The organism is Anatilimnocola floriformis, assembly GCF_024256385.1.
Classification (GTDB): Bacteria; Planctomycetota; Planctomycetia; order Pirellulales; family Pirellulaceae; genus Anatilimnocola; species Anatilimnocola floriformis.
In genome coordinates this window covers 377,027-402,844 of the sequence record NZ_JAMLFW010000001.1, presented here as the reverse complement: position 1 = coordinate 402,844, position 25,818 = coordinate 377,027, and the positions used below count along the sequence as shown (strand labels likewise).

Here is a 25,818-nt window from a genome sequence, read left to right as displayed (position 1 = left end):
CAGGAGAGATTCAGGCGCCAGGTTGCTTCTTTTCTTATGGCGAGTTTTTTCAATTCTTTGCGTGATCTGTTCACGGATTCACGCACCGACATCGGCGAGCGCTTCGAGATCTTGCGCGAAGCGATCAACGGCACGATGTCGAACTTTCACATGGCCCGCGATCATCGATCCGGCAAAATCATCGGGCTGAAAATTCTCGATACGGAAAAGATGGTTGCGTTTGAAGCCCGATTCAAGGGGCTCAACAAGCCCAGCGAAGGGGCCATCGCGGCGCAGCTGAAGCATCCGCGGATCGTCGATACGTTTGAATTCGGTGTAGCCAAGGACGGCAGGCATTACATCCTGATGGAATTCGTCCCCGGCACGGGCATGAACGTGCTACTCAAGCAGGTCGAGCCCAAACTGGCTGGGCATCATCATGAACTGGTTCGCGAGATGGCCGAATCGATCGATGCCGTTCACCGGGCTGGTTTCATTCATCGCGATATTTGCCCACGCAACTTTATCGTCAGCCCGGAGTGCGACTCGCTGAAGCTGATCGATTTTGGTCTGACGGTGCCGGCGAAGAAAGAATACTTTCTGCCCGGCAATCGCACCGGCACGCCGCTGTACATGGCGCCCGAGATCGTCCGCCGCAAACCGACCGATCAGCGCGTCGACATTTTTTCCTTCGGCGTGACGTCGTATCAACTCTGCAGCAACGAATTCCCCTGGCCTTCGGGCGACACCACAGGCAAAGGCGCGCTGCAACACGATGCCCGCCCGCCCCAGGAAATTTTGGAACTCGTGCCGAACCTCAATAAGACGCTCGCCCGTGTCATCATGCAGTGCATTGCGGCGGAGCCCAACAATCGTCTGCAAACGGCGGAAGCGGTCGTCAAAGCGCTGAAGAATGTCAATTCGGATACGAACTGACGTCGCCGCCCTTAGGCAACTATTGCACGCTGCGTGACTGACCATTATCGCGGGCCGACAGATTGAGAATGTAGGGCGCCGCTCGCTCTGACCACCGCTCTGGCGATGGATAACTGCCAGCGTGTTCGGCAAAACAGCTTTGCAGTAGTTCGGTATTGATCACGCCTGGGTTGAGCGGAATCGCTGCCATCCCCGACGGCAACTCTTGAGCGAGCGCGTGCGTCAATCCTTCGATGGCATACTTCGTCGCGCAATACGGAGCGACATCGGGAGAGGTCGAGCGTCCCCAGCCGGAACTAAGATTCACGATCACACCGCGGCCGCGCTCAATCATGGCGGGCACAAAGTGCCGCAGCACATAAAACACGCCATTGACGTTCACGCGCATGATATCGTCGAAGTCTGCCGGCGAAACTTCCCACAGCGGCGCATTCGGGTTGATGATGGCAGCGTTATTGATCAGCAGGTCGGGCGGCTCACCTTGGCTCAGTAAATCTGTCGCCCAGCGACCAACGGCGGCTTCATTAGCAACATCAAGCGCAGTGAAGTGGTGCGGCGCGGGAAAGTCTTTTCGCAATTGGGCGACGAGCTGCTCTGATCGTCCACAACCGAGCACGATATGTCCGGCCTCAGCAAATTTCGTGAGTAGCGCGCGACCGAGGCCGCGGGTAACGCCGGTGAGGAGAATTCGCCGCGATTGGGAAGTGGTTTTTGCCATCTCCCCGTTTTGATCGCTGACCATCGGACGGTCAAGCATGGCCAGAATTGACCGGACGCCAGTGCCGTCGACGTAAGCGACGCCGATGTTCGCGCAATCGACATAACTCGCAGCCGATGGTTTCAACGCTGCTGGCAGAATCGCCTTTTTTTGCCTGCTGGCTGCCAATCCGCAGCCACGGCAGTTTTCGGGCGCATGAATTGCCGTGGCATGCCGAATGCAAACCCCGCCTGCCCCTAATAACGATCGAGAGCTTCCTGCCGCGGCCGCCACGACTAATGAGCCGGTGCGGATTATCCCTGCCGAAGAACTCTTCGCCGGCCGCCGTGAAATCTGGATTCAACACGGCGACCAGCGCTATCGCTTACGAATCACGGCGGCGGGAAAACTGATTCTCACGAAGTGAGAACCTGCCGAAACTTCGCTAACTCAGGATGTATGTCTTGAGATAGTGGTTCTCTTGGCACAACTCGTTGTGCTGTGCCTTCACCACATCGCCGATTGAAATCATGCCGCACAACCGGCCGTTTTCGATAACCGGCAGATGGCGGATGCGGCGTTCGGTCATGACGCCCATCACCCCTTCGACCTCGTCGTCGAGACGGGCGGTGATTGGGTCGCAAGTCATTCGTTCGCTGACTTGCACAAAGTCGAGCGGGCCGCGCGTTTCGGCACAGCTTCGCAGAATATCGCGCTCGGTAATGATCCCGGCGAGTTCATCGCCGTCGAGCACCACGAGTGAACCACAATTTCGCTGCATCAAACTTGCGACGACATCGGCCAGTGTGTCGTCGGGATGACAGGAAAAAACCGCATGCCCTTTTTGACCAAGAATTTCACGGACGAGCATAACCGTAGCCCTCACTCAGTGCTGTGATGAGACTCCCTGCGTGAACACGCGTAGATAAGTGGTTGCTTCGCCGCGCACTGACTCTTCGATGCCGACTCTCGTCGCTTGCCCCCGCAAGCCGCGCGGCGAATGACCCTGCAGCGCGTCAATCTAGTAGCTGCTGCTAGCCACGGTCAACCATTTGTGGCAATAAAATCCTTGACCGAAATGCGCACGCTTTTCAGCACGACAGAATGTCCTAGCCGTTTGCAGACGCTGGCTAAGGCGCCGAAAGGGTCGAACTCAGAATGGCCGAGTCATCGGGCGTGGCCGGTGAATTGCGGCTCGGTCCTCTGGGCGTAGGCGGATTCTTGTTAGCGCCGCGCTCGAACTCGTACACGATCAGCCGCGGATTGCCAGAGCTTGTCTCGCCTTTAATCACCTTGGTCTCGCCATCGACGACCACCCGCAACTCATACTTGGTGGGATCGGGATCGCCGTGATTGCGGAAATGGTGCACAGCGACCTTGTACTTGCCGAGCGGCGCTTTTCCATTGCCCCAGTAGATATTCTCGACCGGTTCGCGAGTCATCGCGCCACCCGCGTTCATATCGACGTCGAGCTCGCCGCGGCAGCGCGAGCGCCGATGGCCGAAAAAGATGTTCTCGCCGCGAGGAGTGAAGACATGCAGATCGAGGTCGTTGTAATTGTCCCAGATAAGCGAAATCTGCACATCGCCACTCTTGGCGCCGGCCTTGTCGAGTCGCTGCGTGAATTGTCGGAGCAAACCGGAATCGGCCCCGAAGCCGTTGCCACCGCCGCCACCACCAGCGCCGGTTGGGCCCGCGCCGCGTAAGGGAGCGAGCATTTGCGTTTTCGAATCCGCGCTCAATCCAAATCCCTGCACCACGTTGGGTAGATTCAGCGGAGTGTTCAGGCTGCCGAGGGAAACGTCGGGCGTGAATTCGACGCTGACGGCTTCCTCTGGCGTGGGATTCAGATCAGCCGTGTTGGCAACCTCGAGCGCGTCAGAAACAGCTTCGCTGGGATCTTCCGAATCCGAAGAGGCCGACGCATCGCTCACCAGCGGAGCCATCTCGACGACCGGCACCGGCTGCTCATAGTCGTCGGCAAATACGAAGTCGCTGGGCTGCGCCTTCGCGGGAAGATGGTCCCGCAGGTAAGCTGCCAGACAGAGCATCAAGGTGAGATGCACGGCTAGGCTGCCAACGAAACTGATATGGCGACGAAACCAGGATTCGGAAGTTTCTGGAACGTCTTCGTAATAGAGCCTGCGGTTTTCGGCCTGGATTTCGGGCAAGTCCAAAGGCTCATCGCCTTCAGCAGGCGATTCGTCGATCAACGAGGCATCTTCAGCATCTGCCGTAGTTTCGTCCTGTTCAGAGTCTGCAGTCTCGGTGACTGGCAACTCGGCAGCGGGCAGTTCCAGCGAGATCACATCGGCCGCGATCGGCGGCTCCTCAATCGGCAAATCATCGACTGCTGTAGCGAGCTCAACGAGCGGTGGTTGAGCAACCGGCGGCTCCGCGATCGGAGGCTCTTCCACGGGCGACTCAGCGATCGGCGGCGCCTCGACCTCAAGATCCTCAAACACAACATCCTCAAGGTCGGCGAGCCAATGAGCGGCGATCGGCGGTGGTTCCACCTCCGGCAACGAGTTATCGCCATGTTTCAGCATCGCTCGCCTCCTGTCGTCTCTCTAGCCCAGAAAGACGCAATGAGCCCACGTCTGTTCCGGCAGGTGGGCTCCCTTGATTCTACGAGTCTTCTCCACAAAACGCCAACAGTTCAAACCACATGCCGAAAAATCCCATCCACCTGCAAAGATGGATGGGATGCATGCACCGTAAGTCTTCGAACCGCCAACCGCAATTCCTACAGCTCTTTGATGAAGATATTGCGGAAGTAGAGCGTGTTACCGTGGTTCTGCAGCTCGATCGGGCCGGTCTCGTAGCAGGGAATGCTACGGTCCCAGTAGTTCTCGAGGACGGTGTCGGTCACCAACTGTCCATTGAGATGAATGACTACTTTGTCGCCGACCATCTTGATGTGGAACGTGTTCCACTCGCCAATCGGGTTGTCGGCTTTCACCTTGGGGAAGCGATCGTTCTTCTGATTGTTCCACAAGCTGCCCGAGCCCTTATCGGCGCCGTTTTTTAGCTGGGCTTCGTCGGCGGGATCCCAGATCTGCACCTGCGGCGTGCCGCGGAGATAAATGCCGCTGTCACCCTTCGGCTTGATCTTCCAATCGCAATAAAGTTCGAAGTCTTTGTAATCCTTCACGGTGCACAGGCTCTGCCCCTTGCCATCGAACTCCAGCACGCCGTCCTTCGCAGCCCAGTGAGCGTGCGCGATCTTGTCGGCTTCGACCTGAGCCTTGGCGATTTCTTCCGTTGTCATCTTCTTCCGCTGCTTGATGTCCTTCACCAGGCCCTGCCAGTTCGTCAGGTCCTTGCCGTTGAAGAGTGCGGTGAAACCTTCCGGCGGCGTGTTCTGCGGCTTGGTCTCTTGCGCAAACGATGTCAGCGAAACGAGCAGCAGCGATGCAATCGCCGCACCGATGATGAGCGAAACTTTCATGGCGAGAATTCTCCAGCTGAAAAACGAGGCGAGAAAAAACGAGGTAGGACGAAGCCCGTGCGTTGGCTGATTCTAGACGACGGAGCGCGCCGATGCGAACCGGCTCTAGCTCTTGCTAGTCGCAGGAAGTAGCTTGAGCCCGTTCCTTTAGTTCCACGTTTTCTTCCAGCAATCTTCGCCATGGCTCTCACTGAGTTACGCATCGCCGGCTACCGGTCCCTGCGGAACTTCTTTTTGAAGCTCGGGCCGCTCAACGTCGTCACCGGCCCGAACGGCTCGGGCAAATCGAATCTCTATCGTTCATTGCGGCTCCTCGCCCAGATGGCCGAGGGTGGCTTTGCCCGCGCACTCGGCCGCGAGGGAGGACTGGTCTCGGCCGTGTGGGCTGGCCCACGAATCGGCGATAGGTCTCCCCGCTTATCTTTGGGCTTTCGGACGGAGGATGTCGGCTTTGAGATCGCCATCGGTTATCCGGTGCCTGGTCCGCCGACGAGGTTTGGTTTCGATCCGCACATCAAAGCCGAGACGGTCTGGCATGGCGCGCGGGCCACTCCAAAATCAACGTTGCTCGAGCGTCTGAATGGACGAACCTGGCTGCGCGACGTCAACGGAGATCGCATCGACTATCAGTACGAGTTGACCGAGAACGAATCGATCCTCTCGCAATTGCGCGAGCCGGAGCCCTTCCCCGAGTTGTTTGTGGTGCGCGACGAAGTTCGCCGCTGGCGGTTTTATCATCACTTTCCCACCGACGATGCTGCCCCCTGTCGCCGTCCGCAAGTAAGCGTCCGAAATCCTGTGCGGAGCCATGACGGCAGCGATCTGGCGGCTACACTGCAAACGATCCAAGAAGGTCACGGCGGCCAGGCTGAGCGATTGCACGCCGCGGTCGAACTGGCGTTTCCGGGGCGAAAGCTCGAGATCCTCGATAGCGTAACGGTGGAACTCGGCATGAAGTCGCCGCGCTTGGCAGAACTGTGTGTCGCTTTGGAAACAGCCGGTTGCACGCGACCACTTCTGGCTGGCGAACTCTCCGATGGCACGCTGAAATTTCTCTGCCTGGCAGCAGCGCTCCTTAGTCCGCAGCCGCCGGCGCTCATCGCGCTGAATGAACCGGAGGCAAGCCTGCATCCCGATTTGATTCCCGCATTAGCCACGCTCATTGTCGATGCCTCGCGCGCTTCTCAGGTGCTGGTCTGCACGCACTCACAGCCGCTCGTCGAAAAGATCAGCGCTGCCGCCGGCCTGAAAGCAATTCGCCTGAAACTGGAGAACGGCGAAACCAGGCGCGAGGCCGACGATGATGACTAAAAAAGAAAACCCCGGTCAAAGTTGACCGGGGTTCCGGAGAGGCTGAACGGTGTGAACTCGCGGGAGCGAGGTTATTTCTTCGGCGTGGCCGCTGCTCCGCCGAGCAGATCGTCGTCGCCGGCGGCTGGCTTGGCCGGTGCGCCGGGCTTGGCAGGTGCTCCTGGTTTGGCAGGATCAGCAGCCGGTTCGGCCGCAGCTGGGGCAGGCATGGCTTTGGCAACGACGCTTTCCAACACCTTGGCGTCATTCTTCAGCTGCGTCTTGAGATCGGTCAGGTCGGTCTTGTTCTTTTCGATAGCTTCGACCAACTTGTTGACCGCGGTAAGGACGTCTTCGGCAGCTTTCTTGTCAGCCGGATTGGCGGCAATTCGTTGCGCGCCGCGGCGTTTAGCCGACGGCGTACCGGTCGCCTTGTCGAGCGGATAACCGAGCGCGGTCTGCACGCAGTACAGCTGATAACGGATCCGCTTGCGCACTGGATCGAGGCGATACTCCTTGGGGTCTTCGAACTGACCGGCCAGACCGCCAGCAGCACCACCCATGCCTTCACCGCCACCGAAACCCGGCGGACGCATCATTCCCGGGGGCATGCCGGGTGGCATGCCAGGAGCAGCACCAGGAGCGCCGGCCACACCGGCGTAAATCGCGTGGTGTTCTTCGGCTTTCTTATCGATGTTTTCGAGGCGCTCGAACTCGGTCTTCACGGTGGCCGCGGCCAGGTTGCCGAGGGTGCGAGTGAGAGCGGGAACGTCCAGGTTTTGTCCCTGCGGAATATTCATCGTGCCGAGGGCTTTCGCGGCGATGCAGCGAAGTTGCAACGGCTCGTTGTGGTCCTTGAGAATCTTTTCCACCGGCGTGATGATTTGCGGCGTCGCGGTCACAGCGCCGGCCAGGCCCAGGCATTCGATCGCGCGGCGGCGAAGCCATTGCTGACCTTCGGCTGTGCGTTTGCCGGGCGGATCTTTCATTTCGGCGAGCTTCACCAGCGAGTTGATCATGGCCGTGCGCGTGCCGGGCGGAATCGCCTTCGACGGCGAGCGGAAGGGCTCCCATTCGAGATGACGCACGAGCCCAATCAGCGCGGCCACGCGGATCGAGTCGGGGGTGTTCTTATCTTCGATCCGTTCCAGCATGAACGGCAGCGCGGCTGCGTAAGGTTCTTGCGGCAGCGGTGTCGCTCCCACGCGCAGCACTTCTTGTTCGTTCAATTCACCGATGATCAGCATCGCGTTGTAACGCACGATCGGATGGAACTCGTCCATCACGATTTGCTGCATCATGGCCAACGTCACGTCAATCAGATGTTGATGGTTCTCGCCGTTCTTCACCTGAAGGATGTAGAGTTTGAAAAGTTCGAACCGCCGCTTGGGGAGTAGTTCGAGATCTTCCGGGTTGGTTTGCGTGAAGATGCGAAACTCAAAACCGTTGAAGTAGTTGTCCACCATTAGCTGCTCGGCCTGGCCGAGCGGCAACTCGTTGCGGAGGTTTTTGATCACTTCATTGCGAAACCTTTGCTTCCGCAATTCAAACTGACTCGGAGTTTCCTGCTTGCCGTCAACAATGCCCGGTTTGGGGAGCGGCAAGACCAAGAAGTTATTGCTATCGCGCTCGGCTGACTTGATTAGGGCCTTGCCCGCGGCGGCATCGGGCTGCTGCGCGATCGCGAGGAAAGAGAGCGAACAAAACGCGCCGGCAAGTCCGGCGACAAAGAGCGCCACACTGTGTAACGACAGCCTGGGAAAAACCTGCATGATTCTGTTCCTGAAAAAGCGAGGCCACGCAAGAGAAAGGTGATTGCGTCCTCAATGCAACGTCTGTCCGGCGAACAGATGAGACCGCCGGAAGAGTTGCCACAATCGTTGCTTGCGCGCACTCATGCCCCTAGTCATAAGGTAGTCGCTGGCGCGCGGCAGTGTCAATAAAACTTGGCAAACCAGTGCGAACTCGCCGAAAAGAGTCCGCCCGGCACGGTTTGCGGCCCTATTTCTTGGGCGAAGGAGCCCCCGGAATCCGCTTGGCGGCCGGATCGGTATGGGGCTTGTCGAGCGTGATCAGCGAGAACAAATCGGCCAGCTCTTCTGGCTTGAGTTGCTTCTCGAGTTGCTCCGGCATGAGCGAGAGCTCGCTCACCTTTAGCTCTTCGATGTCGCCGCGGGCGATGGTCTCGAGCTTGCCACCTTGCACCTTCAGCACGATCCGCTGCGGCGTATCTTCGGCGAGTAGACCGGTGATCACGCGGCCGTCCGTCGTCAGCACCGTTCGCGCTTGGTACGAAGCGCCGATGACGAGGCTCGGATCAAAGACATTGGAGAGGAGTTGATCGAAATTCGACCGGCCGTTGAGGGTGATATCCGGCCCGACTTCCTGGCCGTTGCCGTGCAGTTTGTGACACTGGCCACAGACCTTGTTGAACACCAGTTGGCCGCGTTCCGGATCACCGGGCGTCTTCTCGAGCAGTGTACGCATTTCATCGATCACTTTTTGGCGGCCTGGATCACGACCTGTGCGGACGGTGCCCCAGTTCTTCACGAGGAGCGCGGCGAGATCTTTATCGCCGAGCGAATTGAGCTTCTGGGCCTGGTTGACGTTGATCATGTTCGCTGGAATCTTCTTGTCGCCGACTGCTTTGAGAAGTTCCTTGCCCCAACTGGCTCGCTGCGTGAGCAGTTCGATCGCGCGCGGACGTACGCTCTCGCGCAAGTTCGGATATTTGTCGATCACCGTCGCGGCGACCTCGTCCGAATCAAGCTTGGCCAATCCGGCGAGAATGGCGCTGGGAACTCGATCGGAAGCCTTCGGCGAAACCTCCAGCGAAACGTTGGCAAGCTGCAACAACCGCTTGTCGCCCGCGGCCGCCAGCACGTTGACGGCTTGCTCTCGGCCGGCCTCGTCCTCGGCATCGTTACGAGCCCGATCGTAAAGCCGCTTGAGAGCGAACTCATCTCCCCAGGAAGCAGCGACAACAACTGCTTCCGAATGAAGTCGATGGCTCGTTCGCAAGACGGCATCTTCCAGTTTTGGTTCGAGTACCTTGCGCAAGTTTGCTAGTTGCTCACCCTGAATCTCACGAGACTGAATCCGTTGAATGAAAATCTGCAGCGTTGCTTTGGCAGCTGCGACATTCCCGGGAGTGTCTTTTTCCAAAATCGTGACCAGCAGGTTGGGCAGGAGCGCTTGCAGCCCGGGCTCTTTGCTGGCTAGTACTCGATCGATGATGCGCGGCAGAAGTGCCGTCACGTTCTTCGACGAGGCCACATTTGGCTGCTGATAAGCCAAGGCAAACGAAACGTTTTGATTTTCGAGCAGCGGATGCAAATTCTGCCACACGATCTGCGGAATGAGTTTGTCATCGCCGCAGTTTTCTAGCACCTGCAGCAGCGTGGCAATCGACTTCTCGTTCACATTCGTGCCGGCCGCGATCGCGACCTGCAACTGCACGTCTGCCGAGACATCGGTAGCCAGCGAGCGGGTTTTGGTCCACACGTCGGCGTTCGCATCGAAGTTGCCAACAGTGCGAACGGCCCAGGAGCGCAGAACCGGATCTTTGTGACCGAGCAGCGTATTCAGAAACGCATTGTCTTGGTTTTTGAGTGAGAGCGCCGTAAAGAGCGCATGCATGCGAGCTTTTCGCGGAGCCTCTTCGTTGAGCGCCAGTTGCTGCAGCTTGAGGAGCAGTTCCGGCAACTCCGCGGCCGGCTTGATGAGCGGCACGTCGTCCGTCTTCGGCGTCGCAGCCGGCCGAACCGTCGGTTCCAGCTGCGCCAATCGCTCGGTCAACAATCGCTGCGCTGTCGAACGCATGTAGTCGTTATTCTTCGACAGCAGTTCAATCAACTCCGCGTCTTTCAGCTTCGCCAGATCGAACGGCTTGCTGTGTGGCGTGTCTTTGTACCGCACGCGATACAACCGGCCGTTAAGTCGATCGATTCCTTTCGGGTCGCGGTTCGCATCCTGGTAGCAGTGATACCGGTCGTACCAATCGAGAATGTAGAGCGAGCCATCGGGGCCCGTCTTTTGCACGACGGGCATGAACCAGACGTCGTTGGCCGTGAGGAAATCGTTTTCGCCGGTCGCGAAGTAGCTGCTGCCGTCCCGTTTCAGCTTGTCGACGTTGATGCAGCCGCCGTGGATGTTGCCCATGTAGAGCTTTTCACGGTATTGCTCCGGGTAGCTGTCGCTGTCGAAATAATGAATGCCGCAATACGCGGCTGCTTGATGCTTGTGCTTGACGATGCTCTCGATCTTCCAAGTGAACGGCGGATATGGGCCGCCCTGGCGGTTGTAGTAACCGGTGCGCGTGAGATGCCACAGGTGATCGATCACGCACGCGCTGATGAACGCACTGCCGTCGTTGTCGAAGGCCACGCCCCACGGGTTGCTCGTTCCCTCGCAGAAGACGTCGAACTTTTTCGTAACGGGATGAATACGAAACAGCGCGCAGGTGAACTTCCAGCCGGGATGCTTCTCGTCGTAGTGCGGCGAGCCCTTCGGATATTTGATGTGCGAGTAATTGAACACGCCGTTAAGGCCGTATAGATAACCGTCCGGGCCCCAGGTCAGCGAGTTCGGCAGTTCGTGCGTATCGTCGCGGCCAAAGCCGGTGACGATCACTTCTTGCTTGTCGGCTTTTCCGTCGCCGTCGGTATCTTGCAGAAAGAGAATGTCCGGCGCATTCGCGACCCACACACCGCCGTGTCCAACCGCGATGCCGCTGGGAATGTTCAGCCCCTCGGCGAACACGGTGAACTTGTCGCACTTGCCGTCGCCATCGGTGTCTTCGAGCACCTTCACACGATCGCGACCCGGACCCAGCTCGCGGCGAGGATATTCAAAGCTCTCGGTAATCCAAAACCGGCCGCGCTCATCGATGGCCATGCCGACTGGATTCACGATATCCGGCTCGCTCGCCACAACCTCAACGCTAAACCCCTCCGGCACGGTCATCTTCTTCGCGGCTTCGGCCGGCGTGACGGCGGGACCGGGCAGCTTATCTTGCCGGCGCGGAATAAAGTCCTCGGCGATCAGGGGCATCGGCAGAGCGACAAAGAGAGCCAGAACGAACCAACGCATCGCAAGATCCTGGAGAGGTGGTTTTCACAAGCGAAAATCCGAGTCGCGATTATCACCTACGGAATCGCGCCAGGCAACGAAGGAGCGCGCGGGCATTCAGTAGAATATGGCCTGCCCGTAACACGGATCGAGGAAAGACAAATGCTCGCATTCACCAAAGAACTCTGGATGAACGTGCCAGGCCGGCGCGGCATCGTATCGCTGCAGCGCGAGATCGAACGCTACGTCGACGAAAGCGGCGTGCAAGAAGGGCTGGTGCTGATCAACGCCATGCACATCACGGCCAGCGTGTTTATCAATGACAACGAACAAGGGTTGCATGCTGACTACGAGCGTTGGCTGGAACAGCTAGCGCCGTTCAATGCGGGCGGCGATCCTGCCAAAGGTGGCTACCTGCATAACCGGACCGGCGAAGACAACGCCGACGCGCATCACAAGCGGCAGATCATGGGGCGGGAAGTGGTGGTCGCGATTACCAAAGGGAAGCTGCACCTTGGTCCGTGGGAGCACATTTTCTATTACGAGTTCGACGGCGATCGGGCGAAGCGGGTGCTGGTGAAGATCATTGGGGATTAGCCGATGGCGGTCATGCTTTCGTTGCTGGTGCTGAAGACCAGACAACTCGAACGACTGAAAGATTTTTACGAGAACCTCGGCATCGAGTTCGTGGAGGAGAAGCACGGCGACGGCCCGCTGCACTTCGCGGGGAAGCTTGGCGACGCGGTGTTCGAAATCTATCCGCTCGCCTCAGGAGAAGCCGATGCCACAACTCGCTTAGGGTTTGTCGTCGACGATTTGGATGACATCAGCGAACGCTTGCAGCGTCTTCAGTCAGTTCCGTTGAAGCAGCCGAAGCAAACAGAATGGGGAAGACGTCTTGTGGTAAAGGATCCTGACGGCAGGTCGGTCGAGTTGTATCAAAGTGGCGAGTGACTCGCGCAGGAGTCTTACAGCTCTCGCCAGCGCGGCGGTGGCCAGTAGATGAGCACGGCGACGCCGATGATGTTTTCTCGCGGCAAGGCGTAGGCGGGATGCTTGCCATGCTGTTCGTGCCACATTCGCGAGTCGTGCGAATTTTTGGAGAAATCGCCGAGGACGAAGAACTCATCGGCGCCGAGGACCGCGGGCCGATCTGCGGATCCCCAGAAGTCGTGCGGCCAATTGGGATCGTGGTCGAGATAGACCAAGTGCTTTAGTTCGTCCGGTGGCGTGAGTTGTTTGTCATTGGCCCAGATCGCGCCACCTTTGATCACGATTGTTTCGCCAGGCAATCCGATGAGGCGTTTGAAATTCACCTGCTCGGGATCGGAGGGCGAGCGATAGGCAATCAGATCCCAGCGCTGGGGCGTTTTGTACTTCGCCACCGCGACATGGTCGGGGCCATAGGTCGGCGTGTGGGCACTCGTTTCTCGGCTGGAAGTATGAAAGTTGTGCTCGCAAATCATGAGCGCCCGGGAAACCGATCCAGCCACGCCGTCGAAGACAGGATCGACCGGTGTGCCGATCGTGACTTTGCCGCACTCCGGGCAGGTTCCGCGCCAATGCTTGCTGCGTAGCGTCGACGCCATCGAGTTGTCAGTGACAGGGTATCCTTCCCACAAGAACGGTTTCATCAAGCCAGCCGCAATCGAATAGCCGAGGGCGAGCACGAGCAGCGTGGGAATGAGCGCTTGAATCGAGCGCCAGACTGGCAGCTGAAACGTGCGATAGACCAGCCAGATCGGGACGAAGGGCATGGCGATGGCGATGGTGGCGACCGGAATCACGAGGAGCGCCGGCGGCCACTGCCCGCCGAAGTAAGCCATCAGCCCCATCACGGCGAGCATCGTGTTTTGGATAACGTGGGTCACGACTGTGACGCGGGCGATCTTTGCGCCGCTGATCTCCGCCGTGCGGGCCCACTTCAAACCGATAGCCAGGCAAATGCCCCACGCCACCCACTGAATGAAATGGGAAGCGATCAGAAACGCGATCACGAGCAGAATAGTAGTCATGTGCTCTTTAGAGAAAAATCAACCTGCCATCGCCCGGGGATTCAACTCGGGCACATCAAACGGCTGGCCGATTCCTTGCCACCAGTGGCGGGCGCTTTCGCGCGTCCAGTTCGCTGCGTCGAGACACTGTTCCAGCGCCTCGGCCAACTCGGTGGCCGATTGATAACGACGATGCGAGGCCTTTTCCAGGCACTTCAGTACTACATTTTCCAGATCGACAGGGAGATCGGGCCGCAGCTCGGTAGGCCGCGGCGGCGCATCGTGCGCGTGCTTGATCATGATCTTCAAGGGCTTGTCGTCTTCAAACGGCGGCTTGCCGGTGATGAGATAAAACAGCACCGCGCCCAGCGAGTAGACATCGCTGCGCGAATCGGGCTCGACATCGCCGGTCGCTTGTTCCGGCGACATGAACAACGGCGAACCGGTGATCGTTCCTTCGGCTGTGAGATGCGCCGTGTCGATCTCGGTCAATGGTTTGGCCAAGCCGAAGTCGAGCAGCTTCACTACATCGCACACACCGCCGCGCGAGGCGGCAAAGATGTTCGCCGGTTTGATATCGCGATGTACCAGCCCCAAATCATGCGCTTCCTGCAACGCATCGCAGGCTTGTCGCACGAGGTATATCGCGCGACCAGCCGGTAGCGGACCGTACTTCCGCACCAACTCGCTTAAGTTCATGCCGGGTAGGTATTCCATCACATAATAAAACGTGCCGTCGTCGGCCCGGCCGTAGTCGAAGATGTCGACCGTGTTCCAGTGCGACAGTCGCGCGGTGGCTTGCACTTCGCGCTCGAACCGGGCGAGGACTTTGGGATCGCCGGCCTTCTCGGGGCGAATGACTTTGATTGCGCACGGCCGTTTCATCAGCTGATGCTCGGCGAGATAAACCTCGCCCATGCCGCCGCTGCCGATCAGTTGTTTCAGTTGATACTGCCCCAGTTGCTTGGCTTGGTAGACCTCGGTGCGGAGCGTGTTGATCGTATGCACACCCCAAATCGCACTCGTCGCGGCGATGAACATCACTAACACGGTCGTGACGATCACGTCCCACTGCTCGACGAGAAGCTCGGCGCTCAGCGGATGAGTCGCTGCGCTGAGCAGAATCAGGGCGACAGGAATGGCTGCTAGGATGCCGATGAACACCGTGGCTCGCTGCCACGTATTGGGAATGAATAGCGCGTAGATATAGATCGGCAACAGCCAGGCGGCCGCCACATCGGGATGCTGGCCGTAGCTCTCGATCAAGTACGTCGTCTTGCTGTAATGCAACGTCATGAAGAAGCACGCCGGCACGAAGAACGTCAGGATCTCGATCCAGCGCAGTTCCGACAGCGAGTAGTCGCGGTGCGAGCAGAGCAAATAAGCGATACCTCCGATGACGAAGGTCGCGGCGACGTGCGCTGCAAAGTTCAGCACGTAGATCGCCCGATCGAACCGATCAAGCGAGAAAATGTGCCAGACCAAAAAGAGTCCTAACCCGGCAAAAATAATGAGCGAAGCCGACCGCAGCCGCGAGCGGAGCAGGTGCGAAACTTCGCTGCGAACGGCCGTGCTATTGCCATCGCGCAGGTGCAGGCGGCAAACCAGTTGGCTGACGGAACTAGGGTCCGACGGCGCGTCGAGTGTGACGTCGGCGGGGCTAATGGCCAGGCGAGGATCGGGCTGGGCCGCGGAACTCACGGATTCGGACTCACGGATGCGAATACCAGAGTGGTAAAGGGGTCCACTCATCATACCCGATGACGCGCGGTTACGGGCAGCGCTGCCGCAATCCCGCCTCAGGAACTAACTCGTCAATGATTTTTCGGCGTGATTTTTCGCTGAATCGTGGTAGGGCGTCATTCAAATTGCTTGAGGCGTCGCACTGCAAGATTACAATACTGTCCGGATGCTCCTGTGAAATTTTCGCCTCGCAGCCTCTTCTCCCGAGTCGCGTGATGTTACCCCGGCAAACTGTTCGTTGCCATTTAGAACAACTGGAACGCCGCGAGCAGATGGCCACTCTGGCCGATTGCCTGCTGCCTCAGGACATCGGCCCCGAGCGCGTGGGCCGTGTCGATGCCGCTGCAGAGGAGGTCGTGGCAACCGCTGCCGCTGTCCAGTTCCCCTATGCAGACGCCACGGTTGAGAACATCAACGGCGTGATCACCATTCGCGGCGGATCCGGGAATCACTGGGTTTCGATCTACGGTAGCTCCGTGAATTATTTCATCAACTCCCTAGGAGCGATGCCGACAACCCTGCAGGTCAGGGCAGGCATCGATAATAACAGGGTTTACTACTTCGACGATTACACGGCCATCGACATCGACCTCGGTGATGGAGACGACGTCGTGAGGGTCGAGGGAGGCCTGAAGGCTGGGCTGTCGATCCGCACCGGTGGGGGCAACGACGAGATCGTGCTCTTAGGTAACGAAGAATCATCTGTGGCGGTCGGTTTTTCTATACAAGAAATTCCCCTCCGGCCGCTTCCGGTGCGCGGCGATCTCTTCATCGATACCGGCGATGGCGACGACCAAGTCTCGCCCTATGCCAAAGTGAGCGGCGATGCCCACGTGCAGATGGGCGCTGGTGACGACAGCTACATCGAAGTGCCCTACCGCTCGAAAAACTCCTTCGAGATCGGCCGATTGGCCGTGGCGGGCAAACTGACAATTGATCTAGGCACTGATCAAGATGTCGACAATATTCCCGCCGATTGGCGCAGCGATCCTGCGATGACCACGCGCGTGCTCGAAGTTTTGCCTATTCTGAATTACTACCAAGAGCTACTCGATCGCGGCGAAGCGCAGCCGGGTCAAGCGTTGGAATTTCGAGTGCCTGGCGACTCGGTCAGGCGGCGCGTCGATGCCCAAGGGCGAGTCGAAGTGGCGCTCAGCTATAAGCCTGGCATGGGCCAAGTAATCGACCGGTTGATCCGGCGCGGCGTCGAAGTCACCTGGTCTTCGGTGAAGTATGGCGGCGGCAGGGCTTGGATCGGCATGAGCGATCTCAATCGATTGGCCAATCTACCCGGGCTGAATTATCTCGCGCCGCAAGGCGTGTACGACAACGGCACCGTTTTTCTGGGCCCGATCGACGAAGATGTGGTCAGCGTGCAACTGCCAACATCGAATGGTCCCGTGTTTGGGCCGGCGCGGATCACCGACCCGCAACCGGGCATGACTCTCGAAGAATCGTACTTCCGCACCGGATCGACATTCGGTCCGCAACTCTTCTAAGTGCTGCCAACTATTCGCGAACGGGCGGCAGCAACTGCGGCGATTCATCGTCGCCGATCTTGAAGGTCGTCTCTTCTGTGCTCGCCGGAATGGTTACTTGTGGCGCGGCCGGCTGCTGACCATTGGCTGGTGCCGTTGGAAAGACGATTTCTACCGGGCCCGTCGACGTTTGCGAAACCGGTTGGAACACATTGCCCTGCGGCACGTTGGTACGTTGCGGCGGGCTGGCTTGGAACGTCGACACCGGGCCGTGTTGCGGCACGGCAGCCATCTGTGGATATTGCGGTTGCTGCATTTGCCGTTGCTGGCCGGTCACTTGTGCGAGGAGCTCGCGAGCTTCACCCAGCTGAGGTTCGGCTTGCAGCGCGAGTTGCAGCTGCTGCGCCGCTTCGGCTTGCTTGCCGCGAGCGGTCAACATGAAGGCCAGGTTGTAGTGCGCGCGGCCGGGCGAATTGAGAGCTTGCAGGTGACGCAACGCTTCTTCGGTTTGGCCGTTTTCCACCAGGATCGTGGCCAGGTTGTTGCGATACTTGGGATTCTTCGGCGCGAGATTGCAGGCGTGCAGCAGCGCGGTGGCCGCTTGCTTGTTGTCTTTGTTGCGAGCGTAGCACAGGCCGATGTCGTTCTGCACGAGCGCGCTGGTCGGATGAGCCGCAGCGGCCTTGTTATAGGCTTCGATGGCCTTCGGGAAATTTCCCTGGCGATCGTGCAAGCGGGCGATGCTCACCAGCGAAGCCAGATCGTTCGGCTTGGCTTTGAGGGCCTTTTCGTACTGGCCGAGCGCTTCAGGGAACTTGCCTTGAGTTTCGTACATCCGACCGGCCGCGATAAAGACATCGGGGCCCATCGTCTTTGGTTTGCTATCGAGCGACGTGGGATCGTCGGGCTTTTCCGTTTTGCTCTGCCAGGCGAAGGCGGAGCCAACGGCAGCCGTTGATTTCTTCCAGGTCGAAGTCACGGCGTTCTCGCTGGCCGCGCCGGGCGCCTTATAAGCGCTGCCGCCGCCACCCGAGAAGTCTTGCGACAAGCCGTCGTATTTTTGCTTGCTCACGTCCGGCGTCGCGCTGCCGTACATCGAGTTGCTGCTGCCGCTGCCCCACCAACCCCAAGGGGATTTGCAGCCGGTCATCAAGGAACACGCCAGCACCGCCACGGCAGCAAACCGCAGGGAATGAACGTTGATCAGATGAACCTTCATGGGGCACCTCCTTGTGCGTGCGTTCCGGCGTGCAAGCATGTCGGAATGCTGCGGATACGAAGAGTGCGCAGCGGACCGCGCGTTCCATACGTGTCATCGTCGCGGCGAGTTCATTCGCTAAAGTCGAACGTTCCGACTTTGTGCAACGTGCCGGGGTGAATCACCTGCATTGCTAGCGAAAATGCGGGTTCTAACTCGCAACTAGTAAGATCGGACCATTGGTCCGTCCAAGAATCGGGTACCAAGGCGATTCAAATTGCAATCGGCAATTACTAGCGAGTCGTTCTAAAGCCCCAGGCCGGACCAATCGTCCGGCCTACGACCGACGCAACCCTTCGACTCACGCCATGTCGAACAGCAACAGATCCGCATTGCTGTCGGCTTGCACCGTCAGCGCCGCTTCGTCGCTCACCGCAAGGCCGTCACCTGCATGCAGGTGATTACCTGCGACCGTCACATCGCCCGCCAGGATCTGCAGCCAGGCATGCCGGCGCGGATCGAGCGCGTAATCAAGTGACTTGCCCGTCGCCAGCGAAGCCCGCGAGATCGTCGCATCCTGGTGGATAACGAGCGAACCATCGCGGCCGTCGTGCGACGCCGAGGTTTGCCACTGATTGTCGCGCCCTGCCTCGTCGAACTTCTTCTGAGCATAGCCTGGTGGCAGCCCGTTCTTTTCCGGCAGCAGCCACACCTGATACAGGTGAACCTCTTCCGAATCGGACGGATTGAACTCGCTATGCCGAATGCCCGAACCGGCAGTCATCTGTTGCACTTCGCCAGGCCGAAGAACTTCGCCGTTCCCCAGACTGTCTTTGTGCTGCAGCGCACCGCGGAGGACAAACGTGAGGATCTCCATGTCGCGATGGCCATGCATGCCAAAGCCCTGGCCAGCCGCAACGCGATCCTCATTCATCACCCGCAGCGAACGAAACTGCGTGTGGGCAGGATCGTAATATTCGCTGAACGAAAACGTGTGAAAAGTATCGAGCCAACCGTGATTGAAGTGCCCCCGATCGGCAGCATGGCGAATTCGCAACATGATCTTTCCTCCCAAACAACAAAGAAAACTGGACGGAGGATATACCGGCGCGGGGCGGTATTCTTACAGCAAGAGCCACTTAATACGTGCGTGCTCTTCAACTTTACGGTTTCAACACTTCTGCCATCGCTTCGGTCACTCGCGGCGTCTCGAGCTTTTGCCGCTTGTTGACGAGGTGCACAAAGTTGTCGGCGAGAATCTCATCGGGATGCCAGATGTAAGTCGTATTCTTCCCGACCTGATCGTAAAAATGCTCGACCTTCTTCGGATCGAGCACCACAGGCTGTTGATCTTTCATCCGCGGCTGCCATTTGCCGTTCACCTTGTCGACCACGAGCAGGCGAAACGTGATGTAATCGAAAAACTGCCGGCCCGTTTTGGCGACGTACTGCTCGGGCGTCGCGTAGAGCAGCGGCACGGCGGTCACTTCTTGATTGTCGTTCTTCAGCGTGATGTAGCAATCGACTTTCGGCGCGTCGGGGTTGGTGATGCGCCGATCATCGAGCGACTTCGGCAGTTGAACTTCGTCGCCGAGCGAAAAGCCGACGATCTTGTAAAGCGCGGCCCGCACGGTGGCGTCGTGACGGCTCATCACGTGAAAGAGTTCGTGCGCTAGGAGTGCTTCGAGCGCTCCCTGAGGATGCCGCAACTTCGCGGCGGGGAGCGCGATTGCGTTGGCCCGCGTGTAAGCCGCTTCCGCTTCTTCCTGACCGGTCGTGCGGATCAGCAGCACCGCTTTCGGCAACGGCAACCGAAAGGCAGCGAGCTTCGGCCGCAGCGAGTCGACCGCTTTTTTGATTCGTTCCTTTTCTTCCGCCGGCCAAGCCGTGACTTGCTCGGCGATTTGTTTGCGCCAATCGTCGCGCGTCACTTCGCGATCGGATTTCAATCGCGATTGCAGATCGAAGCGACTCAGCCGCCGCGAAAAATCGTCGTCGGCTGTCAGTATTTCACGACCTGCCTTTTCGTCGGCGAAAATCAGCTTCGAGTTCGCGGTGAGTTCGAGCTCCGCGATTTGCGGTTTGTCCTCCTCACTGCGAGCAGATCGCGTAACGACAATGGCTGTCGCGAGCAGAAGCGTAAACATTCCGAAGAGCGTGCGGAGCGACATAGCTGTCTCCTGACCCGGTTTCTCATTTTTCGAGTACTCTCTATTATGGCAAGAGATTTGCGACGCAGGTTCGGAGTTTTGCAGCATGGCACGCTGGCCGCGACACATTTGGACGACGATTTTCACGTACGGGGCCATCTTCGTGCTGTTTCCGCTCCTTAGCTGGCTGGCATACGCCTGGGTCCAGGGCTGGTTTTTTTGAGGCAATGATGGTCGATCGGCACGCAACTCACGAGCAACTTTCACGCAAATTGGAATCCGCCGGTCAGCAGCACCTGCTGCAACACTGGGACGAACTGACGCCTGCCGAGCGCGAGCGACTCGCGGCCCAGATCGAGAATCTCGATCTCGAATTGTTTGCCGCGTTGAAGAAACAATTCGGCGCCACCGAGCCCGGCAGAGTCGCCGATCATCGCGCTCACTGGGCGGCGCTCGCGGCGCGAGCCAGTTCGCCGCCGGCGCTGCGACTCGATGGCAGCGGCGTTGATTTTTCGACCGAAGCTGCCGTGCAGCGCGGTGAGCAACTACTGCGTGAACACAAAGTCGGCATGATCCTGGTTGCCGGTGGCTTGGGAACGCGACTCGGCTGTGATGGGCCGAAGGGAATGTTCCCGATCGGGCCCTTGTCGCAGCGGCCGCTCTTTCAAGTGCTGATCGAATCGCTCCTCGCGGTGCGAAAGAAGTATCAAACGGCGATTCCGCTATATGTGATGACGAGTTCGGCCACTGATGTGCAGACTCGCGAGTTTCTCACTGCTCACAATTACTTCGGGCTGCCGAAGGAAGACGTGAAGTTTTTCAGCCAGTCGTCGATGTTCGCCGTGGATGATGGTTGGAACAAAATTCTGTTGGCGTCGAAGGGAGAACTCGTTCTCGCGCCCGATGGCCACGGCGGAATGCTACGAGCGTTTGAAAAGAGCGGTTGCCTGGCCGATTGCCGCGAGCGCGGCATCGACTTGTTGTTCTACGGCCAAATCGATAATCCGCTGCTGCAAGTCTGCGATCCGCTCCTGCTCGGCAGCCACATGCTTTCGCGGTCGGAGCTGACCACGCAGGTTGTGAAGAAACGCCGGCCATCCGAACGTGTCGGCGTGCTCGTATCGGCTGACAACAAAGTGCAGATGATCGAATACAGCGATCTGCCGGAAGCGAATGCTCAGGAAACATTGCCGGATGGTTCGTTGAAATTCTGGGCCGGCAGCCTGGCCGTGCATGTCTTCGACCGCGAGTTGCTCGAACGAGCCGCCAGCCAGGCCGATGCGTTGCCGTTTCACATTGCTCACAAAAAGACGCCGCACCTCAACGAGCGCGGTGAGCGAATCGAAGCCTACAAGCCAAATGCGTTTCGCTTCGAGCGTTTCATTTTCGATCTGCTGCAAGTCGCCGAGCGGGCCCTCGTCGTCGAAGCCGATCCGGCGCTCGCTTTCGCGCCGGTGAAAAACTCCGATGCCGAAGCGACCGACAATCCGCGCCTTGCCAAACAAGCGATTCAGGCGCTCCATCGCCGTTGGCTGCGGGCCGCTGGTGTGCAGATTGCGGACGACGTGCCGGTGGAGATTAATCCGCTGTTCGCCACCTCGGCGGATGAACTCGCCGCGAAGTTGCCACCGGGAACCAGCGTTACTCAAGCGACGTATTTCACTCCCAACGGACCCGCATCGTAACAGATTCGCTACGATAACTCCGGGCGCGGGCAACCCCGTTACTGGGAGGGCGAGGCTCCCGCCGAGCCGCCGCGGTGGCAGGCACTGGCCGTTGGCGCTGCCTTCGACCGGCGCGGCTCGGCGGGAGCCTCGCCGTCCCCAATCAGGCACAGAAAGACTTCTCATGCTGCATGCAGTGATTATGGCCGGCGGCGCCGGCACCCGTTTTTGGCCTCTCAGCCGGGCCGCGAGTCCGAAGCAGTTGCTCGATCTCGTCGGCGGACAGACGATGATCCAGCAAACCGTCGCGCGCCTCGAGGGCCTCGTTCCCGCCGAGCGACTGCTCATCGTCACCAATCGCCGTCTCGTCGAACCAATGGCGACACAATTGCCGCAACTCGACGTCGCTCGCATCCTCGGCGAACCTTGCAAGCGCGACACCGCGCCTTGCGTCGGCTTGGCTGCACTCCTCGTTGGTTTGAACGATCCCGATGCCACGATGGCCGTCATGCCGGCCGACCATTTAATCTCGCCGCCAGAAGCGTTTCGCGGCGCGCTGCAAGAAGCGGTCGCGCTCGTCGAAAGCGATCCGACTCGCATCGTGACCTTTGGCATCAAGCCGACCTATCCTGCCGAAGTATTCGGTTACATCGAATGCGGCCAGGCGATTGCCGGTAACAGCGGCGCTTTCAAAGCGACGCGCTTTCGCGAGAAACCGGCGCGGAGTGTCGCCGAAGAATACGTGCAAGCCGGCAATTTTCTGTGGAACAGCGGCATCTTTGTGTGGAAGGCAAAGACGATCGTCGATGCGCTGACGAAGTACGAACCGACGATGATGGAGCATCTGCAAAAAATCGCCGCGGCTTGGGGGCAGCCGAATTTCAACGAAGTCTTCGATCGCGAGTTCAGCGAGATCCGCGGCAAGAGCATCGACTTCGCGGTGATGGAACACTACGCCAACATCGCCGTCGTCAAAGCGCCGTTTACTTGGGATGACGTCGGCAGTTGGCAAGCGATCTCGCGCACGGCGGGTGTCGATGCCAGCGGCAACACCGTACAAGCGGCGAAGCACGTCGGCATTCGTACGACGGGAACCATCGTCCGCGGCAGTGACGATCATCTCGTCGTCACACTCGGCTTGAAGGACTGCGTCGTCGTTCACACTCCCGATGCCACCCTGGTCGCGCAAAAGAGCGAAGAGGAAGCCATTCGCGAAGTCGTCAAGGAACTCGAAACGCGCGGTTGGCGAGAGTTTTTATAGCCCGACTTAAGCATTGGCTGGCGATTCTCCCACCGGCCGCGTATCGCCGCAGTGCGAACAGGCCGGCAGCAGCGACGTGCGAATGCCGTGGCAATGCCCACATTCTTCGTACAACTGCGTCGCGCACATCGGGCAGGTGTACGCCGTTTCCGGCTCGTTCGTCACCGTCATATTCGGCAGCGGCAGGCGCTTGATCGTGTTCTTCGTCCACGACAAAAATTTCATCGGGCCGCGGCGAATCGGAAAATCGCAGACCGGGCAGAGGAACGATTCGTAGGCTTCGCGATATTGCTTCAGCAGCCATGCCGTTTGAGGCCGAGCGATCATCCGCAGCAACTTCGCCAGCAGCCAAATGGTGAGCGCGAGCGAAGTGCCGATGATCAGGTACTTGAAATAAATCTCCGGAAAATAAGCGTGTACCGTGACCAGTACTTTACCACCCACAGCGATGCCGAAGGCGTAGACCAGCGGCGCATAAACGCTGTTGCGGAACCGCCGGAACAGCCAGCCCGCGATCACCATCAGGGGCACCAGCATGCCGACCTTTACGGCTGCCGTTTGCCATTGCCACATCTCGAAGGCGGCAGCATACGCATTCTGGGCCGCGGTTTCCGCCGCGGCCAGGCGTCGCTGTACCGGCTCAAGCTCCACTCGCACCACTTCCTCCTGCTCGGCCAGCAGTGCGAGTTCCTCGGTCTTTTGCTGGTACTCGCGTTGATTCTTCAAGAACTGCTGCTCGGCCTGGGCCACGGCAGCCGTTTGTTCCTCCGTCGGCTTCTCTCCCTTCTGCAGCCGCAGCGACTCGAGCTCGGCCATCTGTCGCATTGTCCGCTGATAATTTTCGGTCCCTTCGCGCAGCAGCGATTGCTGCTCCCGCAGCCGCCGGGCCTTTCGCTCGAGCGTGGTCTGCCGCGAAGTGAGATTGGTGATCTCTAAGTTCACCTCGGCGGGCACGTGCTTCAGGCGAATGGTCTGGTAATCAGGCGGAGCAAATTCGCCGATGTCATCGAGCAGAAAACTGAGCGTCCAATAGGTCAACACGACCAGGACGATCGTGAAGAACCAGACCAGGAATCGATGAAACCAGGGACCACGCGGACGTACGGCGGGCATGACGACTCTCCCAAAAACAGCGGCGAAATGTCGCTTCCAGGAGTTTGGAGCCCGTTCGGTGAGTGGTTTTGCGCGCGAGGAGAAGATTTTTTCGAGATTTGAGAAAAAAACACAGCAGCCAGTTACCGCCGATGATCTGTGACGCTCAAATCCATTACTTGCTGTCGCGTCTCACTTCCCAAATCCAATCGCTTTAATCTCCAGCTCCTGCACCAGCATCGCTTGGATCTTGAAAAACGATTCCAGCAGCTTGCCGGGCGAAGTGGGGCTGAGTTGCAACAGTGCGAAGCGGTTCTGCGTGACTTCCACCTGGCCGATCAATCCCGGCATGCTCAGGCGGCACCAGGTGGTGGCTGGATCGTAGTTGAGTTTCACGCGATCGTCGTCAGAGTCTTCGAGTTCGTCGATGAACGTGGCGAGGTCGATTGGCTGCGGCGGTTGGAATTCGACGGTGCTGAAGGTTTTCGGAAAGACGTTTTCAAACGCTGGCGACAGGACCTGGTCGGGCTCGCGAATGTCGCTGATCGTTCGCCGCCAGATGATCTCGGCAGGGTTGGCTGGGTTGAGTGTGACGGTGACAGAGTAAACGAAGTACGGCGTGAGAATGCTCCCCGTGCCGTCGCCCGGCGCTGCCGAGTCGAGATCCTTTCGCTTGAACGAAAAATGCTTGCGGAGGGCTTCGCGGACCTCTTCCACATCGGCAGCGATCGGCCCGGAGCCAAGATCGGCGACGAGCGACCTGGCGTAGCTATTGACCGCGGTCGGCACTTTGTCGGTCTTCTTGAAACCGGCCAGACTGCGGATGCTCTCGACCTGCTCGCGCAGCAGCGTGACCTGCAACACATCTTCAGGCCGCGGCTTGCCTGCCGATTTTCGCTCGGCCAAGACATCGGACAGATCGGCCAGCAAAATCTCCTGCGACGGCGCAAAACAAATCGGCGTTTGGGTTCGTTTTTCGCTTGACGATTTCTGCAGCACGCGCGGCAGTGAAGTTTCTAAAAACTTCTGCAGCGAACTTGCCGTCAACAGTTCTTTATTCACGAGCGCGCTGCTGGCGGTTCCCGAGCAAGCCGCGAGAATCTGGCTCGCCCACGCGCCGTGCTGCAGCTTCAGCGCGGTCCAGGAAGTTTCATCCGGGCCGCATGAGAGAAAACAAACTCGCCGGGTGTCATCTTCGACAAATTGTTCGAACTCTTCGTGATTCAGCGAGTCGTAATCCGGCAAGGCTTCGCGCACGCGCTGGCTGCAAGAATCGACGAAGAGCAACACGCGTTCGCAGTCGGCATCGCGGAGTTGCGTGAGGACCGTCGACCACGCGATGCTCGTGGCTGTCGCGTCGGCAGCTTGCGTATCGTGGCCGATCAGGTAATTCTTTCCGCGTTCGGCAAAACCATGCGCCGCAACATAAACCAGCAGCGTATCTTCCGCGCTCAGCGAACGAATCGTCCGGCGAATTTTCGATTCGATGATCGTCTTCGTGGCTTGGCCGTCGATCAGCACGACCTGATCGAGCTCCACATAACCGAGCGCGACGAGCACTGCGCTCATTCCACGCACATCGGCAGCAGCAAATTGCCGCGCAGGGAACTGCGGTTCGGCGTGTTGTTCAACGGCGATGAGGATGGCGATATTCACGCGGCTCAGCATACCATAGTCGCCTTTCGCTCCGCGAAAGGGCGCGTCTTATGGCGGTGAAATTGCCGAACGACGTTCCACAAGCAGCGACAGCAGAAAGACGCATCCTTTTACGGAGTGAAAGGCGACTCTGCCTCCTCGCGACCGTGGTCCCTTTTC

21 protein-coding genes are annotated in these 25,818 nt (G+C 58.8%); 8 read left to right on the top strand and 13 right to left on the bottom strand.

Annotated features, from left to right (window positions below; translation table 11 throughout):
• The first annotated feature begins 36 nt into the window (after window positions 1–36).
• The gene (locus tag M9Q49_RS01605) at window positions 37–915 is read left to right on the top strand and encodes a serine/threonine protein kinase (protein WP_254506895.1); all 879 of its coding nucleotides are present in this window, start codon (window positions 37–39) and stop codon (window positions 913–915) included.
• Between the two features lie 19 nt (window positions 916–934).
• On the opposite strand, the gene M9Q49_RS01600 is transcribed toward M9Q49_RS01605, so the two are convergent.
• Window positions 935–1,759: an SDR family oxidoreductase gene (locus M9Q49_RS01600; RefSeq protein ID WP_254506894.1), complete on the bottom strand. Its 825-nt coding sequence runs from the start codon at window positions 1,757–1,759 to the stop codon at window positions 935–937.
• Between the two features lie 91 nt (window positions 1,760–1,850).
• Here M9Q49_RS01600 and hemP point away from each other — a divergent pair, with 91 nt between their 5' ends.
• Window positions 1,851–2,039, top strand: coding sequence for a hemin uptake protein HemP (hemP, locus tag M9Q49_RS01595; RefSeq protein ID WP_254506893.1), 189 nt, complete (start codon window positions 1,851–1,853; stop codon window positions 2,037–2,039).
• Window positions 2,040–2,057: 18 nt separating this feature from the next.
• Here hemP and M9Q49_RS01590 read toward each other — a convergent pair whose 3' ends face one another.
• From M9Q49_RS01590 to M9Q49_RS01580, 3 genes are all read right to left on the bottom strand, one after another.
• Entirely contained in the window at window positions 2,058–2,483 is a 426-nt protein-coding gene (locus M9Q49_RS01590) for a CBS domain-containing protein (RefSeq protein ID WP_254506892.1), read from the bottom strand.
• Window positions 2,484–2,742: 259 nt separating this feature from the next.
• A complete protein-coding gene (locus M9Q49_RS01585; protein ID WP_254506891.1) occupies window positions 2,743–4,161 on the bottom strand; it encodes a YfaP family protein in 1,419 nt (472 codons plus the stop codon).
• Window positions 4,162–4,358: 197 nt separating this feature from the next.
• On the bottom strand, window positions 4,359–5,063 hold the full coding sequence (locus M9Q49_RS01580; protein ID WP_254506890.1) for a 3-keto-disaccharide hydrolase: 705 nt from the start codon (window positions 5,061–5,063) through the stop codon (window positions 4,359–4,361).
• Window positions 5,064–5,243: 180 nt separating this feature from the next.
• On the opposite strand from M9Q49_RS01580, the gene M9Q49_RS01575 reads away from it, so the two are divergent.
• Window positions 5,244–6,374 (top strand): AAA family ATPase, encoded by a 1,131-nt coding sequence (locus M9Q49_RS01575; RefSeq protein ID WP_254506889.1) that lies wholly within the window; start codon window positions 5,244–5,246, stop codon window positions 6,372–6,374.
• 71 nt (window positions 6,375–6,445) lie between these two features.
• Here the strand turns inward: M9Q49_RS01575 and M9Q49_RS01570 are convergent, their stop codons facing one another.
• Together M9Q49_RS01570 and M9Q49_RS01565 are read right to left on the bottom strand one after the other, a co-directional pair.
• Window positions 6,446–8,125 (bottom strand): hypothetical protein, encoded by a 1,680-nt coding sequence (locus tag M9Q49_RS01570; RefSeq protein WP_254506888.1) that lies wholly within the window; start codon window positions 8,123–8,125, stop codon window positions 6,446–6,448.
• A 229-nt stretch (window positions 8,126–8,354) separates the two neighbouring features.
• On the bottom strand, window positions 8,355–11,444 hold the full coding sequence (locus tag M9Q49_RS01565) for a PVC-type heme-binding CxxCH protein (RefSeq protein WP_254506887.1): 3,090 nt from the start codon (window positions 11,442–11,444) through the stop codon (window positions 8,355–8,357).
• 141 nt (window positions 11,445–11,585) lie between these two features.
• Here M9Q49_RS01565 and M9Q49_RS01560 point away from each other — a divergent pair, with 141 nt between their 5' ends.
• Entirely contained in the window at window positions 11,586–12,020 is a 435-nt protein-coding gene (locus M9Q49_RS01560) for a secondary thiamine-phosphate synthase enzyme YjbQ (protein ID WP_254506886.1), read from the top strand.
• A gap of 3 nt (window positions 12,021–12,023) precedes the next feature.
• Window positions 12,024–12,377 (top strand): VOC family protein, encoded by a 354-nt coding sequence (locus M9Q49_RS01555; protein WP_254506884.1) that lies wholly within the window; start codon window positions 12,024–12,026, stop codon window positions 12,375–12,377.
• 14 nt (window positions 12,378–12,391) lie between these two features.
• Here M9Q49_RS01555 and lepB read toward each other — a convergent pair whose 3' ends face one another.
• Both lepB and M9Q49_RS35695 read right to left on the bottom strand, forming a co-directional pair.
• On the bottom strand, window positions 12,392–13,438 hold the full coding sequence (gene lepB, locus M9Q49_RS01550; protein WP_254506882.1) for a signal peptidase I: 1,047 nt from the start codon (window positions 13,436–13,438) through the stop codon (window positions 12,392–12,394).
• Window positions 13,439–13,456: 18 nt separating this feature from the next.
• A complete protein-coding gene (locus M9Q49_RS35695; protein WP_254506880.1) occupies window positions 13,457–15,118 on the bottom strand; it encodes a serine/threonine protein kinase in 1,662 nt (553 codons plus the stop codon).
• A 257-nt stretch (window positions 15,119–15,375) separates the two neighbouring features.
• Here M9Q49_RS35695 and M9Q49_RS01540 point away from each other — a divergent pair, with 257 nt between their 5' ends.
• Window positions 15,376–16,659: a hypothetical protein gene (locus M9Q49_RS01540; RefSeq protein WP_254506878.1), complete on the top strand. Its 1,284-nt coding sequence runs from the start codon at window positions 15,376–15,378 to the stop codon at window positions 16,657–16,659.
• A gap of 10 nt (window positions 16,660–16,669) precedes the next feature.
• Here the strand turns inward: M9Q49_RS01540 and M9Q49_RS01535 are convergent, their stop codons facing one another.
• The 3 genes from M9Q49_RS01535 to M9Q49_RS01525 form a co-directional block, all read right to left on the bottom strand.
• Window positions 16,670–17,857: a tetratricopeptide repeat protein gene (locus M9Q49_RS01535; protein ID WP_254506876.1), complete on the bottom strand. Its 1,188-nt coding sequence runs from the start codon at window positions 17,855–17,857 to the stop codon at window positions 16,670–16,672.
• Between the two features lie 340 nt (window positions 17,858–18,197).
• Window positions 18,198–18,896: a pirin family protein gene (locus tag M9Q49_RS01530; protein WP_254506874.1), complete on the bottom strand. Its 699-nt coding sequence runs from the start codon at window positions 18,894–18,896 to the stop codon at window positions 18,198–18,200.
• 103 nt (window positions 18,897–18,999) lie between these two features.
• On the bottom strand, window positions 19,000–20,007 hold the full coding sequence (locus M9Q49_RS01525; protein ID WP_254506872.1) for a hypothetical protein: 1,008 nt from the start codon (window positions 20,005–20,007) through the stop codon (window positions 19,000–19,002).
• A 209-nt stretch (window positions 20,008–20,216) separates the two neighbouring features.
• On the opposite strand from M9Q49_RS01525, the gene M9Q49_RS01520 reads away from it, so the two are divergent.
• Together M9Q49_RS01520 and M9Q49_RS01515 are read left to right on the top strand one after the other, a co-directional pair.
• Window positions 20,217–21,671, top strand: a complete 1,455-nt coding sequence (locus M9Q49_RS01520; RefSeq protein ID WP_254506870.1) for a UTP--glucose-1-phosphate uridylyltransferase — start codon at window positions 20,217–20,219, stop codon at window positions 21,669–21,671.
• Between the two features lie 163 nt (window positions 21,672–21,834).
• Window positions 21,835–22,911 (top strand): mannose-1-phosphate guanylyltransferase, encoded by a 1,077-nt coding sequence (locus M9Q49_RS01515; protein WP_254506868.1) that lies wholly within the window; start codon window positions 21,835–21,837, stop codon window positions 22,909–22,911.
• Window positions 22,912–22,917: 6 nt separating this feature from the next.
• Here the strand turns inward: M9Q49_RS01515 and M9Q49_RS01510 are convergent, their stop codons facing one another.
• Window positions 22,918–24,024 (bottom strand): hypothetical protein, encoded by a 1,107-nt coding sequence (locus M9Q49_RS01510; protein WP_254506866.1) that lies wholly within the window; start codon window positions 24,022–24,024, stop codon window positions 22,918–22,920.
• A 171-nt stretch (window positions 24,025–24,195) separates the two neighbouring features.
• Window positions 24,196–25,671, bottom strand: a complete 1,476-nt coding sequence (locus tag M9Q49_RS01505) for a caspase family protein (RefSeq protein WP_254506864.1) — start codon at window positions 25,669–25,671, stop codon at window positions 24,196–24,198.
• Window positions 25,672–25,818 lie beyond the last annotated feature (147 nt).